The organism is Janibacter zhangyanbonis (assembly GCF_050507325.1).
In the GTDB taxonomy this organism is placed as follows: domain Bacteria; phylum Actinomycetota; class Actinomycetes; order Actinomycetales; family Dermatophilaceae; genus Janibacter.
Genome location: NZ_CP191481.1, coordinates 1,554,304 through 1,572,867, shown reverse-complemented (window position 1 = coordinate 1,572,867; position 18,564 = coordinate 1,554,304). Strand labels below are relative to the sequence as shown.

The 18,564-nt window shown below is 72.1% G+C and carries 16 protein-coding genes and 5 tRNA genes; 5 read left to right on the top strand and 16 right to left on the bottom strand.

The features are described from left to right. Positions 1-12: 12 nt before the first annotated feature. Genes ACQBJO_RS07640 through ACQBJO_RS07630 form a run of 3 tightly spaced genes read right to left on the bottom strand, consistent with a single transcriptional unit; the run spans position 13 to position 2,306 of the window. Positions 13-861: an aminotransferase class IV gene (locus ACQBJO_RS07640; protein WP_421008504.1), complete on the bottom strand. Its 849-nt coding sequence runs from the start codon at positions 859-861 to the stop codon at positions 13-15. Beyond that, positions 858-1,880, bottom strand: coding sequence for a chorismate-binding protein (locus ACQBJO_RS07635; RefSeq protein WP_421008505.1), 1,023 nt, complete (start codon positions 1,878-1,880; stop codon positions 858-860). Before ACQBJO_RS07635 ends, ACQBJO_RS07640 begins: the two co-directional genes overlap by 4 nt. A gap of 21 nt (positions 1,881-1,901) precedes the next feature. After that, the gene (locus ACQBJO_RS07630) at positions 1,902-2,306 is read right to left on the bottom strand and encodes an MmcQ/YjbR family DNA-binding protein (RefSeq protein ID WP_421008506.1); all 405 of its coding nucleotides are present in this window, start codon (positions 2,304-2,306) and stop codon (positions 1,902-1,904) included. A 262-nt stretch (positions 2,307-2,568) separates the two neighbouring features. On the opposite strand from ACQBJO_RS07630, the gene ACQBJO_RS07625 reads away from it, so the two are divergent. Then, positions 2,569-3,423 (top strand): helix-turn-helix domain-containing protein, encoded by an 855-nt coding sequence (locus tag ACQBJO_RS07625; protein WP_421008507.1) that lies wholly within the window; start codon positions 2,569-2,571, stop codon positions 3,421-3,423. A gap of 25 nt (positions 3,424-3,448) precedes the next feature. On the opposite strand, the gene ACQBJO_RS07620 is transcribed toward ACQBJO_RS07625, so the two are convergent. Next, a complete protein-coding gene (locus ACQBJO_RS07620; protein ID WP_421008508.1) occupies positions 3,449-4,840 on the bottom strand; it encodes a condensation domain-containing protein in 1,392 nt (463 codons plus the stop codon). Continuing rightward, positions 4,837-6,198: a condensation domain-containing protein gene (locus ACQBJO_RS07615; RefSeq protein WP_421008509.1), complete on the bottom strand. Its 1,362-nt coding sequence runs from the start codon at positions 6,196-6,198 to the stop codon at positions 4,837-4,839. The genes ACQBJO_RS07620 and ACQBJO_RS07615 overlap by 4 nt, the downstream gene beginning before the upstream one ends. Before the next feature lie 192 nt (positions 6,199-6,390). On the opposite strand from ACQBJO_RS07615, the gene ACQBJO_RS07610 reads away from it, so the two are divergent. Next, positions 6,391-8,604 carry an MMPL family transporter gene (locus ACQBJO_RS07610; protein WP_421008510.1) on the top strand — a complete coding sequence of 738 codons (2,214 nt, stop codon included), beginning with the start codon at positions 6,391-6,393 and terminating at the stop codon, positions 8,602-8,604. A 34-nt stretch (positions 8,605-8,638) separates the two neighbouring features. Here ACQBJO_RS07610 and ACQBJO_RS07605 read toward each other — a convergent pair whose 3' ends face one another. From ACQBJO_RS07605 to ACQBJO_RS07570, 8 genes are all read right to left on the bottom strand, one after another. Continuing rightward, positions 8,639-9,178: a PH domain-containing protein gene (locus tag ACQBJO_RS07605; protein ID WP_421008511.1), complete on the bottom strand. Its 540-nt coding sequence runs from the start codon at positions 9,176-9,178 to the stop codon at positions 8,639-8,641. A gap of 52 nt (positions 9,179-9,230) precedes the next feature. Continuing rightward, positions 9,231-10,043 carry a hypothetical protein gene (locus tag ACQBJO_RS07600; RefSeq protein ID WP_421008512.1) on the bottom strand — a complete coding sequence of 271 codons (813 nt, stop codon included), beginning with the start codon at positions 10,041-10,043 and terminating at the stop codon, positions 9,231-9,233. After that, positions 10,040-10,600, bottom strand: a complete 561-nt coding sequence (locus ACQBJO_RS07595; protein ID WP_421008513.1) for a SigE family RNA polymerase sigma factor — start codon at positions 10,598-10,600, stop codon at positions 10,040-10,042. Before ACQBJO_RS07595 ends, ACQBJO_RS07600 begins: the two co-directional genes overlap by 4 nt. A 403-nt stretch (positions 10,601-11,003) precedes the next feature. Continuing rightward, positions 11,004-11,078, bottom strand: a tRNA-Val gene (locus ACQBJO_RS07590). Positions 11,079-11,104: 26 nt separating this feature from the next. Further along, positions 11,105-11,175 (bottom strand) — tRNA-Cys (locus tag ACQBJO_RS07585). Between the two features lie 25 nt (positions 11,176-11,200). After that, a tRNA-Gly gene (locus ACQBJO_RS07580) sits at positions 11,201-11,273 on the bottom strand. A 225-nt stretch (positions 11,274-11,498) separates the two neighbouring features. Continuing rightward, positions 11,499-11,573, bottom strand: a tRNA-Val gene (locus tag ACQBJO_RS07575). A gap of 31 nt (positions 11,574-11,604) precedes the next feature. Continuing rightward, a tRNA-Gly gene (locus ACQBJO_RS07570) sits at positions 11,605-11,677 on the bottom strand. Positions 11,678-11,798: 121 nt separating this feature from the next. Here ACQBJO_RS07570 and ACQBJO_RS07565 point away from each other — a divergent pair. Then, on the top strand, positions 11,799-13,472 hold the full coding sequence (locus tag ACQBJO_RS07565) for an acyl-CoA dehydrogenase family protein (protein WP_421008514.1): 1,674 nt from the start codon (positions 11,799-11,801) through the stop codon (positions 13,470-13,472). 15 nt (positions 13,473-13,487) lie between these two features. Here ACQBJO_RS07565 and ACQBJO_RS07560 read toward each other — a convergent pair whose 3' ends face one another. Further along, positions 13,488-14,357: a polyphosphate kinase 2 family protein gene (locus tag ACQBJO_RS07560; RefSeq protein ID WP_255186147.1), complete on the bottom strand. Its 870-nt coding sequence runs from the start codon at positions 14,355-14,357 to the stop codon at positions 13,488-13,490. A 46-nt stretch (positions 14,358-14,403) separates the two neighbouring features. On the opposite strand from ACQBJO_RS07560, the gene ACQBJO_RS07555 reads away from it, so the two are divergent. Further along, positions 14,404-15,081, top strand: coding sequence for a dihydrofolate reductase family protein (locus ACQBJO_RS07555; RefSeq protein WP_255186146.1), 678 nt, complete (start codon positions 14,404-14,406; stop codon positions 15,079-15,081). Between the two features lie 20 nt (positions 15,082-15,101). On the opposite strand, the gene ACQBJO_RS07550 is transcribed toward ACQBJO_RS07555, so the two are convergent. Continuing rightward, the gene (locus ACQBJO_RS07550) at positions 15,102-16,247 is read right to left on the bottom strand and encodes an alpha/beta hydrolase family protein (protein WP_421008628.1); all 1,146 of its coding nucleotides are present in this window, start codon (positions 16,245-16,247) and stop codon (positions 15,102-15,104) included. Positions 16,248-16,344: 97 nt separating this feature from the next. On the opposite strand from ACQBJO_RS07550, the gene ACQBJO_RS07545 reads away from it, so the two are divergent. Next, on the top strand, positions 16,345-17,367 hold the full coding sequence (locus ACQBJO_RS07545; protein WP_430407173.1) for an ATP-dependent DNA ligase: 1,023 nt from the start codon (positions 16,345-16,347) through the stop codon (positions 17,365-17,367). An 86-nt stretch (positions 17,368-17,453) separates the two neighbouring features. Here the strand turns inward: ACQBJO_RS07545 and ACQBJO_RS07540 are convergent, their stop codons facing one another. Next, entirely contained in the window at positions 17,454-18,536 is a 1,083-nt protein-coding gene (locus ACQBJO_RS07540; protein ID WP_421008516.1) for a DNA polymerase domain-containing protein, read from the bottom strand. Between the last annotated feature and the right edge of the window lie 28 nt (positions 18,537-18,564).

The window sequence follows — 18,564 nt, the reverse complement described above, 5'->3', positions numbered from 1 at the left end:
TCTCCACTCCGGTCAGGGGTTGATCTCGGTCGCGGACGCCGCGGCCCAGGCCTGCTGGACGCGGGTGGTCACGGGGCCGGGCGCCGGCAGCTCACGATCGTCGACCCGGTGGACCGGGTGCACGTCGCGGGTGGTGCCGGTGAGGAAGACCTCGTCGCACGTCTCGAGGACGGACATCGGCAGGGCCTCCTCGACGACCTCGATGCCGGCGGCACGGGCCCACTCGATGGTCAGCTCACGGGTGATGCCGGCCAGCGGTGCACTGCTCAGCGCGGGTGTGCGCACCACGCCGTCGACGACGACGAAGATGTTGCTGCCGGTCGCCTCGCACAGCTCGTCGCGGTTGTTGCCGAAGATCGCCTCCGACGCCCCGCGGGCCTTGGCGTGCGCGAGCGCGATGACGTTGTCGCCGTAGGAGGTCGTCTTGAGCCCCGCCGTGGCCGCCCGCTCGTTGCGGGTCCAGGGCACGGTCGCGACCGCCACGCTGGGGGCGAAGGGGGGAACCTCTGCCGCGGTGACGATGTAGGTCATGCCGCTGTCGCCCCGGTCGGAGCCGAGCGGCCCGAGACCCGCGGTGATCGTGTAGCGCAGCCGGCCGAAGCCGATCGTGGGGCCGGCCCCGAGGACCGCCGCGACACCCTGCTCGATGACCTCGCGGTCGGCGGGCGGCAGGCCCAGCCCGGCGAGGGTGCGGTCGAGACGGGCGTAGTGCCGGTCGGCCGCGAACACCTGCCCGTCGACGATCTTGCACGTCTCGAAGGCGCCGTCGCCCACGGTGACCCCGTGGTCGAGGGCGGCCAGCGCCGGCTGGTCCGCCCCCACGAGCGCGCCGTCGACCCAGACCCGTACCTCGTTGCTCATGTCACCACTCTTCCAGATGCCAGCCCGACGAGGACCCGCGCCTTGAGCTCGCACTCGCGCCACTCCCCTTCGGGCTGCGATGCCCAGGTGATGCCCGCCCCGGTGCCGAAGCGCAGCAGACGCACCCCGTCAAGGCCCGTCGTCGTCCAGAACGTGCGGATCCCCACCGCGAGTTCCCCGCGCGGCCCGTCGGGATGGTCGGCGTCCACCCAGCCGACGGCGCCGCAGTAGGGACCACGTGGCACCGGCTCGAGATCGGCGATCGCGGCGAGCGCGCTCGACTTCGGCGCCCCGCTGACCGACCCGGGCGGGAAGCTCGCACCCAGCACCTGCGCCCACGTCGTCCCGCACCGCAGGGTGCCGGCGACATCGCTCACGAGGTGGACCAGCCCGGGGTGCTCCTCGGGCCCGCACAACCGTTCCACGACAACGGTGCCCGGCTCGCAGACGTGCTGCAGGTCGTTGCGCACGAGGTCGACGATCATGACGTTCTCCGCGACGTCCTTGGTGAGCATCTGGTCGAGCGTCGGTGCGGTCCCCTTGATCGGGCTCGAGACGAGCCGGTCCCCGCGGCGCGTCAGGTAGCGCTCGGGTGAGGCCGTGACGACGTCGACCCCGGCGGAGGGCACGTGCACGATGCCGGCGAAGGGGGCGGGGTTGCCGGCCGCGAGGCGCGCGGCCAGGTCGGGGAGCCGGGCGTGCGACGGCAGCGGTGCCTCGAGGACCGTCGTGAGGTTGACCTGGTAGACGGTGCCTGCTGCGATGCGGCGGCGGATCTCCTCGACGCCGGCGACGTAGCGGGCCTCGTCGAGCGACGGGCGCCAGTCCGTCACCGCGGGCCAGCCATCTGCGTCACCAGGGGCGGCGCCCCCTTCGTCCTGCCGGGCGAAGCGCACCGCCGTCAGCTCGCCCTCGAAGGTGACGACCACGGCCCACCGGCCACGCTCGAGGTCGGCGGGGTCGTGGCTGACCTCGACCGGGTCGGACCACGTCGTCGACCCGAAGCGCGCGAACTCCACGCGACGAGGATAGGCGCAGGGTCAGCCGGCCCCGCGCTCCGCGTCGAGGCGGGCGACGAGGCGCTTGCCGGCGGTGCGCCGGTAGGAGATCTCGAGCAGCTCGGCGACCTCGTCCCAGTCGGTGCGCTCGTCGAGGTCGAGGCCGACCCAGCCGCTCGCCCCGAGGTAGGCCGGTCGGTAGCAGCGGGCATCCTCGAGGAGGGCCCGGGCCTCCTCCTCGTCCGGCAGGACGACGAGCGAGTGCTCGTGCTGGACGTAGGCGCCGTCGACCTTGATCGAGCCGCCGAAGTAGCCGAAGACCTTCGTCGTGAAGAAGGCGGGGTGCCCGTGGCTGATCTTCTCCGCCGCCCCCGGCAGCTCGAGCGCGATCGTGCGCACCCGCGCCAGCAGCGGGTCGGCGTCGTCGAACATCAGCGGGTGCGCCATGCCGCCAGCCTAGGGGCACGAATTCGCCCCGGCCCGAGCGGCGAGAGCCGCAGAAGCGGCAATCCAGCGGCAATTCCTGCCGAAACACTGGATAGCCGCTGGGAGCCCGCCTAGCGTTGCCCGCGGCGCTTGCTCCGGGGGACAGGGCGAAGGGGGCCACACCGGCGACCGGTGCGGCCCCCTTCGTGCTGCCGCGCACAGCCCGCGGAGTCCCGGCACGTCTGGCCCCTCACGGAGCCCTCCGCTGGTGCACTCTGGTGCCATGAGCCGCGCACCGCGCGGCGGGGCCCGGCTCCGTCGCTACCGCCGAGACGAAGGTCTGACCCAGGGTGACCTGAGCGAACGCTCCGGCGTCAGCGTCCGGACGATCCGCGGCCTCGAGCGCGGCGAGATCCTCGCCCCGCAGATCGCCACCCTCCAGCAGCTCGCCGTCGCCCTCGGCCTCACGCCCCAGGAGCAGACCGAGTTCATGCACGCCTGGGCGACCGAGCGGCTCATCACCTTCGAGGAGCTGCTCGACCCCGGGCTCAGCGAGCTCGAGCAGATCGACGCCCTGACCCGCCCCTCGCTGGGCGCCTACCGCGTCATCAGCCAGGTGTGGCGCACGAGCGTCGCGGCCAACCGCCGCATCACCCGCACTGGGTGCCACACCTCCATCGCCGCCGTCGAGGACGGCCTCGAGCGGGTCTTCAGCGTCCAGGGCGGCGACGAGACGACGTGCGCGGCGGACATGCGCTTCGTCCCGCTGCTCGGGTGCTCCCTGCTGGGCCGACAGGACTTCCCCGACAGCAATGTCGTCGTCTTCGAGGTGGGTCTCCCCCGCCGTCTGACGAAGGGGGAGATGCACGCCTACGCGTACCAGATCATCGACGAGGTGGCACCGGACGCCGACCTGGGTGACAGCGACGGCTTCGTCTGGGGTCCGCCCCACACGGCCCGGTCGGTCGTCGTGTCGGTGGAGTTCGAGGTCCCACCGGCCGCGGTCACGCGGGTCGAGTGTCCACCCGGGGGTCAGCTGGTCCTCGGCGGGGCCGTGACCCTCGACGACGACCGCCGGGCGTCGATCGTCCTCGAGGACGCCGGCCCGGGCGCCTTCGGCTTCACCTGGCAGTGGTGAGCCGGAGGGTCCCCTGAGGAGGACGTCAGAGCAGGGCGCGCAGGTGCTCCCCGGCCCGGGCGAAGAGCCGCTGCACGCCGTCCTCGGCCTCGGGCGTGCCGGGCAGCAGGGCGAGGACGTGCATCGCCGACTCCTCCCGCATGACCCAGGCGGTGACATTGCTGTCCCGGCCCCCGCGCGAGACGAGCACCGCGTCGGCGTCGCCCCACGTCGCCGCGCCGGGCAGGTGGCGCAGGTCCATGTACGACAGCATGAAGCGCTCCCCGACCTGCGAGAGCTTGGCGCCGAGGGTCTGCTCGACGACGTCGTAGACCTTCCGCGCCGGCAGCGCGGACGCCCCGCGCGCCTCGCGGAAGGACTGCCGCACGCGTCCGGCCACCTCGACGAGATCACCCTCGGCCACGTCGACGTGCACCGGCATGACGTTGATGAACCACCCGGCGGCGAGCAGCCACTCCGGGGCGTCGCGCGTGTGCACGGGGTTGAGGAAGCGCAGGCTCTGCGCCCCGCCCAGCTCGCGCGCGGCCACCCCGACCGCGGCGTAGACGAGCTGGGTGGTGCGCGCGCCGAGCCGCTCGGCGACGAGGTCGAGGGCCTCGGCCTCCTCCCCGGTGAGCAGCGGCTCGTGGTAGCGCTCGAGCTCCACGGGCTGGTCCGCAGTCGTGCCCAGGGGCAGCGGGAAGCGGCCCAGCTCCTCGTCGCCGGCGAACCAGAAGCCGGCCCAGGCCGCGAGCGCGGGGTGGGTCAGGTCGATGTCGGCGGTGCGCTCGCGCTCGGCCTGGGCGAAGTCCATGAAGTCGCCGACCGGCGGCAGCTCGATCGCCTCTCCCCCGGTCTCCTCGCGATAGATCGCGTCGAGCTCGAAGAAGACGAGGAAGAAGGAGAACCCGTCGGTGTAGGTGTGGTCGAGCCCGAGGTAGAGGATCGTCTCGTCCTCGGCGACGACGGCCCGGAAGCAGTAGCCGATGCGGCCGAGTGGGTTGCAGCCGACCCGGAAGTCGTCGCTCACCCGCGCGTTGGCGTTCTCCGCGGCCACGCTCCCTTCGCCCCGGGGCTCGAAGGCGATGTCCTCCGGCGCGAGGTCGACCCGGGCCCAGCCGGTCTGGCGCTGCTCGTCGCGGGTGAACCAGCCGCGCATGACGCCGTGCCGGCGCACCCAGCGCGAGATCGTGCGCGCGAGGGCGTCGGCGTCGAGGCGCCCGGGGATCCGGTAGGTGAAGCCGAGCCAGATGTCGTCCTGCGCACCCGTCCCGAGCGTGTCGGAGCGCAGGTCCAGGTGCGCGGCCTGCATGTAGGACGGCTGCCGGTCCCCCGGCGTCGCCGTGGCGATCGCACGCTCCATCCCGGCGGTCGGCACGAAGGCGAGGTAGTCGCCGCCGATCGTGTCGCGGTCGGTGATGCGCTGCATCTTGATCATGCGGACAGCTCCTGCTGGACGAAGGGGGCGGACGTCTCGCCGTCGACGAGCCGGGCGAGGCGTGCGGCGACGCCGTCGAGCCAGTCGCGGCTGCCCGGTGCCAGCGGCAGCCGGGTGACGAGGCTGACGCCCTCGGGGAGGATCGTCAGCCACAGGTGGGTCTGGCTGCTCGGTGGCACGTCGCCGAGCTGGATCCCCGCCTCGAGCGGCCGCCACCACTCGTGCCCCTCGACCCGTGACCCGTCGATCGTCGACAGCACGACCTGGGGGGCGACCGGCACGTCGAGGACCCGGTGGACGAGGCCGAGCGGGAGCGCTGCGGCCGGCGCGGACGCGCGCCACCTGTCGACGGCGGCGAGGACCCAGTCGCGGGAGGTGGCACCTGCCGGCATGCTCAGGGCGAAGGGGGCGACCCCTGCGAACCACCCGACCGACTCGGTCCACAGCGCGGAGGGCCGCCCGTGGGTGGAGACCATCGCGTGCACCTCGTCGCCCATCGCCTGCATGAGCACCGCGGTCCAGAGCATGCCGGTCGGGATCCCCTCGGCGGCGTAGAGCAGGTCGAGGGTGGCAGCGACGTCGCCGTCGCAGATGTCGTGGCGCACGAGGTCGTGCTCGTACCGGCCCTCGGGGTCGATCCCGGACGCAGCGGGGGCACCCGGCACCGACCCCCCGGCGAGGAAGTCCCGCCATGGTCGCAGTCGCGCGTCGTCGTCGCCCAGCCCGTCGCCGACGGCGCGCTCGAGCGTCGTCGTCTCGACGTGGCTCGGGGAGGTGTGCGGCTCGTGCAGGCCGGCGACGATCGCGGTGTGCAGTCCGGCCAGAGCGCCGACCGCGGCGTAGGCCGACAGCCCGTCGAAGGTGATGTGGTCGAAGGCGCCGTGCAGGACGTGGCCGCCGTCGACCTCGACGGTGAAGATGGCGAAGGCCGGCGCCGCGCTCGGGCGGCACCGGGTGTGGAACTCGTCGACGAGGAGCGCGCGCAGTGCCTCCTCGTCGTGGTCTCCGAGCGCGGTCGCGGTGACGTCGACGGCGTCGGCCGGCAGGGTCCGCCGACGGATGCTGCCGTCGTCGAGGGTGAGGCGGCTGCGCAGTGACTCGTGCTGTCGCACCCATGCGGTGAGAGTGGCGCGCAGGCTCTTCGGCGTCGCGTCCGGGAGCAGCACCGAGAGGCCGATCCACGCCGACGAGGGGGCCGTGCCGTCCGGGTCCTCGTGCAGTCGGCCCTGCTGGTCGAAGCTCGCGGGGCGCGGGTCGGTGGGTTGCTCGCTCCAGCGTGCGAGCGTCGTGACATCGAGCTCCCAGCGGGTGACGTCACCGCCTCGCAGCTCCTGGTCGGCCAGCGTGCAGGGGATCATGCAGGCCTCCTGGGGTCGGTGAGGTGCGGTGCAAGCGTCGCAGCGGAGCGCAGGTCTCGCGACCGCTCCCGGTGTGATCTGGACCTCCCTCGACGTCGCGAATCCGCTTGTGCCGCAACGGTTCCGCGCCACATGGTGGGCAGGATCGGCCGCCACGACGCCCGGGGTCCGCCCGGGTGGCAGGCTGTCCCGGTGACCAGCCGAGACCGCCGCACCCTCCTGCACCGACTCGGCTCCGGCACGGCCAGGCACCCGTGGGCGATCGTCGGGGCCTGGGCGGTGCTCGTCGTCTCCTTCTTCGCGCTCGCGCTCGGCGGGGTCACCGGCCAGGGTCTCTTCGACCGGCTGCACAGCGGCGAGATGACCACGCCCGGCGAGGCCCAGCAGGCCCGGGACCTCCTTGCTGACTCCGGCGGCAGCGAGCTGGCCAGCGACACCCTCATGGTGTCGGGGTCGCCGGCCACGGACCCCTTCGTCCGCCGTGGCGTCGCCGAGCCCCTCCGCCGGATCCACGAGATGGACGGGGTCGCCTCGGTCGTCAACCCGCTCGTCCTCGACGGTGGCGTCAAGAACCCCCGTGCCGAGCCGCTCGTCGTCGACGAGCCCGGAGACCGCCGCTACGGGTTCCTCACCGTCGTCGAGTACGACAGCACCCTGAACGACGACGAGCTGGCGAAGGTGCGACGCGACGTCGACGTCCAGCTCGACCAGGTCGTCCTCGGCTCCCAGGGCACGAGCAGCCAGCGCGGGAGCGTCGCCGACCTCGTCGACGAGGTCGTCGGCCAGGTCGAGACCGACATGAAGGTGGGCGAGGGCCTGGCCCTGCCGATCTCCTTCGTCGTCATGGTCCTCGTCTTCGGGGGCTTCCTCGCCGCGGGCATCCCGATCGCCGGTGCCCTCGCCTCGATCGGGGGCGCCCTCGCTTCGTTGTGGGGCTTCTCCCACCTCATCGACCTCGACGCGACCGTCGTCAACATCGTGAGCGTGCTCGGGCTGGGCCTGTGCATCGACTACGGGCTGCTCGTCGTCTCCCGGTTTCGCGAGGAGATGCGCGACCTCCTCGACGGCCAACCGCTCGGCGCGGACGCGCGCGAGCTCGTGGTCGAGGCCACCGGGCGCACCGTGGACCGCGCCGGACGCACGGTCGTCTTCTCAGCGGTCACCGTGGCCATCGCGCTGTCCGGTCTGCTCTTCTTCCCCACCGTCTTCATGCAGGCGGCCGGCGCCGCGGGCGTCTCCGTCGTCGTCCTCTGCCTGCTGGTGGCCGTCACCCTCGTGCCCGCGATCTGTGCCCTGTCGGCCCGCCGCCTCCTGCGTGGCCGCACCGACCGCACCTCCGACACCGGCGTCTTCGCCTCGCTCGCCGGCGGTGTGCAGCGCGCCCCGTGGCTCGTCGTCGGTCTCGTCCTCGCCGCACTCGTCGCCATGGCCCTGCCCGCCACCCGCATGGAGGTCACCTCCTCGGGTGTCGAGCTGCTCCCGGCCGACAACGAGCAGCGCACCTTCTTCGAGGACCTCGGCCGCGACTACCCCCTCCTCGCCTCCCCGGACCTGCAGGTCGTGACCACGGCGGAGGCGGACGAGGTCAAGGACTGGGCGAAGGGGGATGCCCGCGACCTCCCCGGTGTCGAGTCCGCCGAGGTGGTCACCATCGGCACGCTCGACGGGCAGACGGTCCGCAGCGTCGACCTGCGCACGTCCGACGGTCCGCTCGGGCCCGGCACGCGCGACCTCGTGACGCACCTGCACGAGGAGCGTCCCCCCTTCGACGCCAAGGTCGGCGGCCAGGCAGCCGACCTCGCCGACTTCACCGGCTCGATCGCCGACACGGCACCGCTGGCCATCGGCACGGTCGTGCTCGCGACCTTCGTCCTGCTCTTCCTCATGACCGGCTCGGTCGTCGTCCCGATCAAGGCGCTGCTGATGAACATCGTCTCGCTGGGCGCCTCGCTCGGCGTGCTCGTCTGGGTCTTCCAGGACGGCCACCTCGAGGGGCTGCTGGGCTACGACTCGGTCGGGGCGGTCGAGGTCTCGATCCCGGTGCTCGTCCTCGCCTTCGGGTTCGGGCTGTCGATGGACTACGAGGTCTTCCTGCTCTCGCGCATCGTCGAGCTGCACGAGCGCGGCCACTCGACCAACGAGGCGGTCCGGCTCGGCCTGCAGCGCTCGGGCAAGATCATCACGAGCGCCGCGCTGCTCATGTGCATCGTCTTCGGAGGCTTCGTGCTGGCGCGGGTCCTGGCGGTCAAGGAGACCGGTGTCGCCCTCGTGCTGGCGATCGTCATCGACGCGACCCTCGTGCGCATGCTGCTCGTCCCCGCGACCATGTCGGTCCTCGGCGAGTGGAACTGGTGGGCGCCGCGGTGGATGAAGCGCCTCCACGCGCGGTTCGGGATCACCGAGTAGGTTCCGGCCGGCCGACACCGGAGGCCGGGGCCGGTCACCGGCGGCGACGCGGCTCCGTCGGCGGCCACTCCCCGTCGTCGCTGCCGTCGTCGGCGGCGAAGAGCAGGTTCTGCAGCTCGACCTGGACCTGCTCGACGTGCGGCACGTCGGTCAGCTCCATGCCGGCCTTGTCCGTCGCGTCGGAGATGATCAGGGTGCCGCAGCCGAGCATCCGGTCGAGCAGGCCCTTCTCGACGGCGACGTCGTTGATCCGGTAGATCGGGATGTCGCGACCGTGCTTCGTGAGCAGGCCATAGCGGTGGCTCACCCTGCGGTTGGTGAAGACGTAGTGGGTCGACCGCCAGCGCCACAGCGGCAGGAGCACCCCGACGACGGCGAGCAGGAGCGCGACGACCCCCACGACGAGCGTGATCCAGCCAGCCTGGTCGGAGTCCCGCGTGAGCATCGCTGCGGCGACGACGACCGCGACGAGGACGACGAGGGTCAGCAGCGGCTGGATCAGCGCCTTCCAGTGCGTGTGCATCTCGAGGCGGATCTCCTCGCCGTCGGAGAGCTGACTGTCCTTGAGGCCCATGGGTCGCATCCTGCCACCGGACGGGACGTCGCGGCAGGATGCGACCCCTGGGTCAGCCCTGCTCCGGCGGCTCGGTGAGCAGTCGGGTGATGAGGTCCTGGACCGAGGCATCGGTGACGCCCGGACCGCTGCCGTCACTGGGCACGAACCGGCCCGCGCCCTTGAAGCTCGACGCCCACACGATCAGTCCGCCGTGCGACTGGTCCTCCTCGACGATCCACAGCTGGTCGAGCTCGCCCTCGGTCTGCATGCCCCGGTCGATGTCGACCACGCGGGCGGTGACCTCCTCGTCGCCGACCTGCCACGTCGACTCGCGCTCGGTCAGCGTGCCCTCGCTCTCGTTGAGCGCCACGAGGCGGTCCGCCTGCACGCTCGTGCTGACCGAGACGGTGATCTCGCCGACGATCTCGGGAGGCTTGGACCCCGACCGGTCGCGGTAGACGGTGACGAGCGACTCGTAGGCGCCCATCGTCGTGCCCTCGCCGTCGCCCGTCGGCGACGGTCCGTACTCACCGATGTGCACCGTCGTCGTGCCGCCGACGACCTTTTCGTCGACCCAGGCGTCGATGACGTCGGGGTCGCAGGTGGCCGGGGCCAGCGTGCACCCGCTCATGGTGGCGGGCGCGGCGGGGGCGACAGGCCAGTCGGACCGCGGCATGTTGGCCAGGCCCAGCCCCACGACGCCGGCGACGATGGCGACGCCACCGGCCACCGTTCCCGCGGTCGCGACGACGGCACGTCGGCGGTGCCGTCGCGCGCCGGTCACCGTGGCCTCGACATCGATGCTCGGCGGCATCGCGTTGAGCTCGGCGAGCAGGCGGGCAGCGAGCTCCTCGTCGGACGGCTGCAGGACGGTGCGGGTCATCGCTGGGCTCCTTGGGTGACGACCCGGTGTGCTGCCGGGTGGGTGGGTGTGCGGGCGTCGGCGGGGCTCGCGATGGCCCGGCGCAACCGGGCCAGCCCCTCGGCCGATGCCGACTTGACGTTGCTCTCGCTCGACCCGAGGACGCGCGCGACCTCGGCGACCGGCAGACCCTCGACGTGGCGCAGGACGACGACGAGACGCTGTCGGGCGGTGAGCGTGCTCAGGGCCGCGTAGAGGCCGGGGGTGTCGTCGACCTGGCCGTAGCCGCGCTCGGCGAAGGCGGTCTCGGGCAGGATCTCGAAGGAGCGCTCCGACCGGCGCCAGGCCCGTCGACCGCTGTCGATGAAGGCCCGCACGAGCACGGTGCGGGCGTAGGCCATGGGCGGCTCGTCGCGGCGCTCGATCCGGCTCCAGGCGCCGCACATCTTCTCCAGCGTGGTCTGGACCAGGTCGTCGGCGTCGTGGCGGTCGCCGCAGGCCGCGAGGGCGATGCGATGCAGCTGCGGGATGGCCGCACCGGCGAACTCCCTGAAGGCGTCCACCTCGGTGTCCTTCATGCTCTCCCCTTCTCCGGTTGCTCTCACCAGACATCACGGTGCAGCCCGCCGATCGGTCGGTCCCCACGACGATCTTTGCGGAGCGAGGGTGCGCACGGGACGCTGGAGCACGACGAAGGCCCCGGTCCGCGGACGGATCGGGGCCTGTCTGGCTGGCATGGGAAGAATCTGCTTCTGGAAACACGAAGTCCCTGGCCGCGCCAGCGGACAGGGACAGCTTCTGGGAAACACAAAGTCCCTGGCCGCGCCAGCGGACAGGGACAGCTTCTGGGAAACACAAAGTCCCTGGCCGCGCCAGCGGACAGGGATGGCTTCTGGGAAACACGAAGTCCCTGGCCGCGCCAGCGGACAGGGATGGCTTCTGGGAAACATGAAGTCCCTGGCCGCGCCAGCGGACAGGGACTGGTGGGCGATACTGGGTTTGAACCAGTGACCTCTTCCGTGTCAAGGAAGCGCGCTACCGCTGCGCCAATCGCCCGGGTCATGCAGGTGTCTGCATGGTCGAGGTGGAGACGGGATTTGAACCCGTGTAGACGGCTTTGCAGGCCGTTGCCTCGCCTCTCGGCCACTCCACCACCGAAGGTGGTCTTCAACCTTCTGAGCGGATGACCGGGCTCGAACCGGCGACCTCAACCTTGGCAAGGTTGCGCTCTACCAACTGAGCTACATCCGCACGCCCCGCCAGGTCGCGTTGTAACGCGGGGCACGAGGAGAAACATTAACCCATGGCCCCCGAGACTCCCAACCCGGCCCGGACGGCGCGCCGCCACCGGCGCCCGCCCCCTCCCGAGGCCCACGTCCGAGCACGACGAAGGCCCCGGACCGCTCTCCCGTCCGGGGCCTCCACGTGCAGCATTTGGAAAACACGTAGTCCCGGGCCGCGCCACCGGACCGGGACTGGTGGGCGATACTGGGTTTGAACCAGTGACCTCTTCCGTGTCAAGGAAGCGCGCTACCGCTGCGCCAATCGCCCGGGGACGGCGCCACCGGAGTGGCGCCATCAGAGCGGATGACCGGGCTCGAACCGGCGACCTCAACCTTGGCAAGGTTGCGCTCTACCAACTGAGCTACATCCGCACTCGCTGTCGGCATCTCTGCTGACCGCGCTGAGCGAGAGTAGCCCAGAGCGAGGCCAGATTCCAAACCGAGGGTGAACGCTGCCGGGATCCCTGTCCGTCGCTGGCCGTATCGTGCGGTCATGCCGACGCACGAGGTCACCAACCAGGTCCCGCCCTACGGGGGTCACGACGTCTTCGCGAGCGATCCCGTTGTCGCACAAGGTGTCGAGCGATGGGTTCCCACGGAGCACCTCGCCGGGGCCATGAGGGACCTGTCCGCGCTCGGTCGGCTCGCCGGGTCCCCCGAGGCCGCCGAGCTCGCCGACCGGGCCCAGCGCAACATCCCCCGCCTCGTGACCCACGACCGCTGGGGCCACCGCATCGACGAGGTCGAGTTCGACCCCGCATGGCACGCGCTCATGGGCCACGCGACCGCCGCGGGCCTGACCGCCGTGCCGTGGACCCGACCGCAGGGCAGCGGGGCCCACGTCACCCGCGCCGCCGGCTTCCTCACGTGGAGCCAGGTCGAGCCGGGGCACATCTGCCCGATCACCATGACCAACGCGGCCGTCCCCGCCCTTCGCCACTCCCCCGAGCTCGCCGAGCGGTGGACGCCCAAGCTCGCCTCCCGCGACTACGACTTCGGGCTGCGCGAGGTCGGGACCAAGGCCGGGGCGATCGCCGGCATGGGGATGACGGAGAAGCAGGGCGGGTCCGACGTGCGGGCCAACTCCACGCTCGCCGTGCGCACCCCCGACGGCCCGCTCACCGGCGAGACCTACCGGCTCACCGGGCACAAGTGGTTCTGCTCCGCCCCGATGAGCGACGTCTTCCTCGTCCTGGCCAAGACCTCGCCCGAGGCCGCGCCGAGCTGCTTCCTCGTCCCCCGGGTGCTCGAGGACGGGACGCGCAACCCCTTCGCTCTGCAGCGGCTCAAGGACAAGCTCGGCGACCGGTCCAATGCCTCCTCCGAGATCGAGCTCGACGGCACCTGGGGCGCGCTCGTCGGCGAGGAGGGGCGTGGGGTCCGCACGATCATCGACATGGTCTCGGCGACCCGCCTCGACTGCGTGCTCGGCTCCGCCGGCACGATGCGCACGGCCCTGACGCGGGCGGTCCACCACACCCGCCACCGTCGGGCCTTCGGCGCGCTGCTCGTCGACCAGCCGCTGATGCGCAACGTGCTCACCGACCTCGCTCTCGAGTCGGAGGCCGCGACCCTCCTCGGGATGCGGCTGGCCCACGCCGTCGACGAGGGCGAGACCGAGCTGACCCGCCTCGGCGTCGCCGTCGGCAAGTACTGGGTCTGCAAGCGGACCTCCCCCTTCGTCGCGGAGGCGCTGGAGTGCCTCGGCGGCAACGGCTACGTCGAGGAGAACGGCATGGCTCGGCTGTACCGGCAGGCGCCGCTCAACTCCATCTGGGAGGGCTCGGGCAATGTCAACGCGCTCGACGTGCTGCGCGCGATCGGCCGCGAGCCGGCGTCGCTCATGGCGCTGCTCAAGGAGGCCTCGGTCGCCCGGGGCCGGCTCACGACGCTCGACACCGCGCTCGACGAGGTGGAGCGCGACTGCGCCGGGCTCGCCGCGCTCGACGGGGTCGAGGCCGCCACGGGCGCCCGCCGGCTCGTCGAGCGGCTGGCCCTGACCCTCCAGGGCAGCCTCATGGTGCAGCACTCGCCCGCCGAGCTGGCCGAGGCCTTCGTCGAGTCGCGGCTCGGCGGGGCGAAGGGAGACAGCTTCGGCACGCTCGACGCCGGCCTCGTGGCCGCGGCGGGCCCCGCCGCCATCGAGCGCGCCTCGGTCACCGCCTGACCCGAGTCCTGCGGGTCAGGACTTCTTGAGCCGCTTCTGCTCGGCGGCGACGTCGAAGTCGGCCTTCGGCCACTGCGGGTCGAGCTCCTCGAGGTGCTCCTTGAGCAGCTGCATCACGGCCAGGCGGGCAAACCACTTGCGGTCGGCCGGCACGACATACCAGGGCGCGACCTCGGTCGAGCACTTGTCGATGACGGCCTGGTAGGCCTCCTGGTAGTCGTCCCAGTGCTCGCGCTCGTCGATGTCGCCGGGGTTGAACTTCCAGTGCTTGTCCGGGCGGTCGAGACGCTCGGTGAGGCGCTCCTTCTGCTCGTCCTTGCTGATGTGCAGCATCACCTTGATGATCGTCGTGCCCTTGTCGGCGACGGTCTCCTCGAAGGTGTTGATCTGCCCGTAGCGGCGCGACCACTGCGCGCGCGGCACGAGGTCGTGGACCCGCACGATGAGCACGTCCTCGTAGTGGCTGCGGTCGAAGACCCCGATCATCCCCGGCTCGGGCAGCGCATTGCGGATGCGCCACAGGAAGGGGTGCTTGCGCTCCTCGGCGCTCGGCGCCTTGAAGCTCGTGATGTCGACGCCCTGGGGGTCGACCGCGCCCACGACGTGTCGCATGATGCCGCCCTTGCCGGCGGTGTCCATCCCCTGCACGACGAGCAGGACGCTGCGACCGCCGCCCGCCTTGGACTCGGCGAAGAGCCGCTCCTGCAGCTCGGACAGGACATCGGCGAGCTCGGCGAGCGCGGCCTGCCCGGCGGCCTTGTCCCCGTCGAAGCCGGGGGTGCCACGGGGGTCGATCTTCGACAGGTCGGTGCCGGGGTCGGCACGCAGCACCTCGCGGAAGGACGTGGCAGACGACGTCTTGGCTGACTTCTTGTCCTTGGCCATGGCCGCATCATGTCAGGGCGGGGGTCCCGTGGGGCAGACTCGCGCCATGCGGATCCTCAGCGCCGACGACGCGGCGACCGACGTCTCCCCCGGCTCCGACGTCGACGAGGAGACCCTCGACGCGCTCTACGCCCACGACGGTCCGCTCCTGCGGCTGAACTTCGTCACGACCCTCGACGGCGCCGCCACCGGCAGCGACGGGCTCTCGGGGTCGATCAACTCCTCGGCCGATCACCGGGCCTTCACGGCGATGCGCTTCGCGGCGGACGTCCTGCTCGTCGGCGCCGGCACCGCCCGCGCGGAGGGCTATGGCAGCGCCGACATGCCCCTCGTCGTCGTCTCGCGCCGCGGGCACTTGCCCGAGACCCTCCGGGGCGAGCCCGACGTCGTGCTCGCGACGACGAGCGCCGCCGGCATCGACGAGGAGGAGAACACCTGGCTGTGCGGCGACGAGACCGTCGACCTGGCGCAGGTCCTCGAGCGCGCCCGGGAGACCTTCGGGCCCCACGTGCTGTGCGAAGGGGGGCCCTCCCTGGCCGCGGACCTCGCCGGCGCCGGACTCGTCGACGAGCTCGGCCTGTCGTGGACCCCGCAGGTCGTCGGGGGGCGCCGCGTCGACCACCCGCGCATCCTCGACGGTGACGGGGTCGCCCTTCGCCTGTCGTGCCGGCACCTGCTCGAGGAGGACGGGACCCTCCTCGGCCTGTGGCGGGTGAGCCGCTGACCGGCTGACGGCAGTCGGCGCTAGCGGACGAAGTCGAGGACGGTGTCGGTCCAGCGACGCGGGTCGACGTTCCACTCCTTGCAGTGCCGGGCGAGGGACCACGGCTCGAAGGTCACGAGGTCGGGCCGTGCCGCGGCGAGCGCCTCGCTCGGCCCGACGGGCACGAACTCGTCGTCACGCGAGTGGATGAGCAGGATCTGGTGCTCGAGCTCCTCCGCCCGGGTGACCCAGTTGGTCCTCGCGACGTCGACGCTCTCGCTGACGCCCACGAGACGACGGGCCCAGTGCTTGCCCATGAGCGCGCTGCCGAGGTGGGACACGGGCGCGGGCACGCGGTGCAGCTCCGCGTGGTGCCGCAGCACGTCGCCCCAGTCGACGACCGGACCGTCGAGGACCGCCCGGGAGACGTCGGAGGCGAGGGGCGAGCGGTCGAGGAACTGCAGGACGATCGCCCCGCCCATCGACCACCCGACGAGCACGATCTCGCGGGCGCCACGGGCGAGCGCCAGGCGCACGGCGTCCTCGATGTCGCGCCACTCGGACAGGCCGAGGTTGTAGCGCCCGTCGGGACCGCGCGGGGCGTCGCCGTCGTTGCGATAGCTCGGGACCAGGCAGGTCAGGCCGGCGGCGTGCAGCGCCGGGATGGCGCGCAGCGTCTCGTGCCGGCGCGCACCGCGCCCGTGGACGAGGACGGCCCACCGGTCGCCGCTGCCACCGGGCACGACCCACGCGGGCATCGGCCCGAGCTCCGCGGGCACGACGACGTCCTGGGTCTCGAGGCCGAGGTCGGCCTGGGGGTCGCGGCCGTAGTAGTAGCCGTTGAAGCGGGCCGTCCCGGGCTGCAGCACGCCTTCGTCGACGCCGAGGAGCTCGCGGCGCACCCGCTGCCGGCGGTGGTCGACCTCGAGGACCCCACCGATGCGGGCGTGGCCACGACCGCCGTCCAGCCACAGTCCGTAGCGACCGGGGACGAGCAGGTCGGGGGTGCCGGAGAGGGTCACGCTGTCCGAGTGGATGACGTGGATCCGGGTGTCGTCGGGGCGGACAAGGTCGGGGGTGAGCACCTTGCGCGCGAAGTAGGTGCCCGCCCCGACCCACACCGAACCGGCGCCCATGAGGGCGGATCCCGCGGCGACCGCGCCGTAGGTCAGGGCCCGCTCGGCCACCGTCCGTTGAGTCACGGCGTCATCGTCTCAAATGTCGTGGCTCGCGGGCAGAATGTGGTGAGTGACACCACTTCCCGCTGACCTCGTGCTCGACCCGATGCTCGCCAAGGCCGTCACGGACGTGCCCGCGCCGGATGCCGTGGAGGGTGGCTACTCCTACGAGCCCAAGTGGGACGGCTTCCGGTGCATCGTGCGCAAGGAGGGCGACGACGTCGAGCTCGTCAGCCGGGGCAAGAAGCCGCTCACCCGCTACTTTCCCGAGCTCGTCGCCGCGATCCGTGAGCACCTGCCCGGCAGCGCCGTCGTCGACGGCGAGGTCGTCGTCCGCAGTGGCGAGCCGGGGGCCCAGCGCCTCGACTGGGAGGCCCTCGGGCAGCGGATCCACCCGGCCGAGTCGCGGATCACCAAGCTGTCGCAGGAGACGCCCGCGGAGCTCATCGCCTTCGACCTGCTCGCCGTCGGCGACGAGGACGTGACGGGCTCTCCCTTCGCCCAGCGGCGGGAGCGGCTCGAGACGCTCTTCGACGGCATGGCGAAGGGGGCGCCGCTGCACCTGACGCGCGTCACCCGCGATGCCGACGAGGCCCGCGACTGGTTCACCCGCTTCGAGGGCGCCGGGCTCGACGGGGTCGTCGCCAAGGCGCTCGCCTCGCCCTACTCCCCCGGCAAGCGGACGATGCTCAAGATCAAGCACAAGCGCACCGCCGAGGCGGTCGTCACCGGCTATCGCGTGCACAAGTCCGGCCAGGGGGTCGGCTCGCTGCTCCTCGGGCTCTTCCACGAGGGGCAGCTCTTCAACGTCGGCGGCATCGCGGCCTTCACCGCGAAGCGGCGGCTCGAGCTCGTCGAGGAGCTCGAGCCGCTCGTGCGGCGCGACGCCGACGGCAACATCGAGCACGCCGAGACCGACCGCTCACGCTTCAGCTCGGGCAAGGACGTCAGCTTCGTGCCGCTGCGACCCGAGCGGGTCGTCGAGGTCGCCTTCGACCAGCTCGAGGGCTGGCGATTCCGGCACACCGTGCAGTTCCTGCGCTGGCGGCCCGACCGCGATCCCGAGTCGTGCACGCTCGACCAGATCGACCGGGCCGCGGCCTACGACCTGGGCGAGGTCCTCGACTGATCTGGCCTGAGTGACGACATGTGCACGTGTGTGACCCGATGGCGTGACACAGGTGAGCAGACCGTCACGCAGGCGGGCCAACGCACCTACTCCTCGATGCGGTTGCCGTCCTCGTCCCAGTGCGAGGCGACCTTCTTGCTGGGCTGCACCCGGGGCGGCTCGCCGGGCATCTTCGGGTAGTCGGGCGGGAAGTTGAGCTCGCCGCCCGGCAGGGTCTCCCACAGCTCGAGGAGCGGCTCGAGCGAGTGGGCGGTCTCGTCAATGTTGGCCCAGGGGTCGCCGCCGGCCAGGTGGTCGAGCACGGTCAGGATGTTGTGCTCGGCCGGGTCGGTGACCTCGGCGATCTGCTCCCAGGTCATCGGGGTGCTCACGGGAGCACCGGGCCGGGCGCGCAGGCTCCACGCGCCGGCGATCGTGCGGTCGCGGTTGTTCTGGTTGAAGTCGACGAAGATCCGCTCGCCGCGCTCCTCCTTCCACCAGGCCGTCGTCACCCCGTCGTCACGCCGCTCGAGCTCGCGGCCGAAGCCGATCGCCGCGTGCCGCAGGTCCTCGAAGGACCAGCGCCGCTCGATGCGCACGTAGACGTGGATGCCGCGGTTGCCGCTCGTCTTCGGGTAGCCGCGCATGCCGAGGTCCTCGAGGAGCTCCCGGGCGACGCCGGCGACCCGCTGGACGTCGGCGAAGGTCGTGCCCGGCTGCGGGTCGAGGTCGATGCGCAGCTCGTCGGGGTGGTCGACGTCCGGTCGGCGCACCGGCCACGGGTGGAAGGTCAGCGTGCCCATCTGCGCCGCCCACACGAGCGCCCCCGGCTCGCTCGGGCACAGCTCCTCGGCACCACGGCCGCTCGGGAAGGTGATGCCGACCGTCTCGATCCACTCGGGCGCTCCCCGGGGCAGCCGCTTCTGGTAGAAGCCGTCGGCGTCCTTGTCCCGCGGCCCGACCGCCAGGCGCATCCCCTCGCGCCACCCGTCGGGCCAGCGCTCCATCGCCGTGGGGCGGTCGCCGATCTGGCGCATCATCGCCTCGCCCACGGCGGCGTAGTACTCGCACACCTGCAGCTTCGTGATCTCGGGGGTGCGGTCGGTGGCCTCGTAGATCACCCGGTCGGGGCTCGAGACGCGCACCTCCCGGTCGCCGGCGGGCACCATGACGGCGGGGGTCTTGGCCATGCGGTCAGCGTATGGGCTGCCACCGACG

Coding starts and splice junctions, on each gene's coding strand:
- ACQBJO_RS07605 (WP_421008511.1), bottom strand. CDS start 9,178: ATGGGCCTCAAGGACAGTCAGCTCTCCGACGGCGAGGAGATCCGCCTC.
- ACQBJO_RS07625 (WP_421008507.1), top strand. CDS start 2,569: ATGAGCCGCGCACCGCGCGGCGGGGCCCGGCTCCGTCGCTACCGCCGA.
- ACQBJO_RS07545 (WP_430407173.1), top strand. CDS start 16,345: ATGCTCGCCAAGGCCGTCACGGACGTGCCCGCGCCGGATGCCGTGGAG.
- ACQBJO_RS07565 (WP_421008514.1), top strand. CDS start 11,799: ATGCCGACGCACGAGGTCACCAACCAGGTCCCGCCCTACGGGGGTCAC.
- ACQBJO_RS07540 (WP_421008516.1), bottom strand. CDS start 18,536: ATGGCCAAGACCCCCGCCGTCATGGTGCCCGCCGGCGACCGGGAGGTG.
- ACQBJO_RS07615 (WP_421008509.1), bottom strand. CDS start 6,198: ATGATCCCCTGCACGCTGGCCGACCAGGAGCTGCGAGGCGGTGACGTC.
- ACQBJO_RS07560 (WP_255186147.1), bottom strand. CDS start 14,357: ATGGCCAAGGACAAGAAGTCAGCCAAGACGTCGTCTGCCACGTCCTTC.
- ACQBJO_RS07600 (WP_421008512.1), bottom strand. CDS start 10,043: ATGACCCGCACCGTCCTGCAGCCGTCCGACGAGGAGCTCGCTGCCCGC.
- ACQBJO_RS07630 (WP_421008506.1), bottom strand. CDS start 2,306: ATGGCGCACCCGCTGATGTTCGACGACGCCGACCCGCTGCTGGCGCGG.
- ACQBJO_RS07620 (WP_421008508.1), bottom strand. CDS start 4,840: ATGATCAAGATGCAGCGCATCACCGACCGCGACACGATCGGCGGCGAC.
- ACQBJO_RS07595 (WP_421008513.1), bottom strand. CDS start 10,600: ATGAAGGACACCGAGGTGGACGCCTTCAGGGAGTTCGCCGGTGCGGCC.
- ACQBJO_RS07640 (WP_421008504.1), bottom strand. CDS start 861: ATGAGCAACGAGGTACGGGTCTGGGTCGACGGCGCGCTCGTGGGGGCG.
- ACQBJO_RS07555 (WP_255186146.1), top strand. CDS start 14,404: ATGCGGATCCTCAGCGCCGACGACGCGGCGACCGACGTCTCCCCCGGC.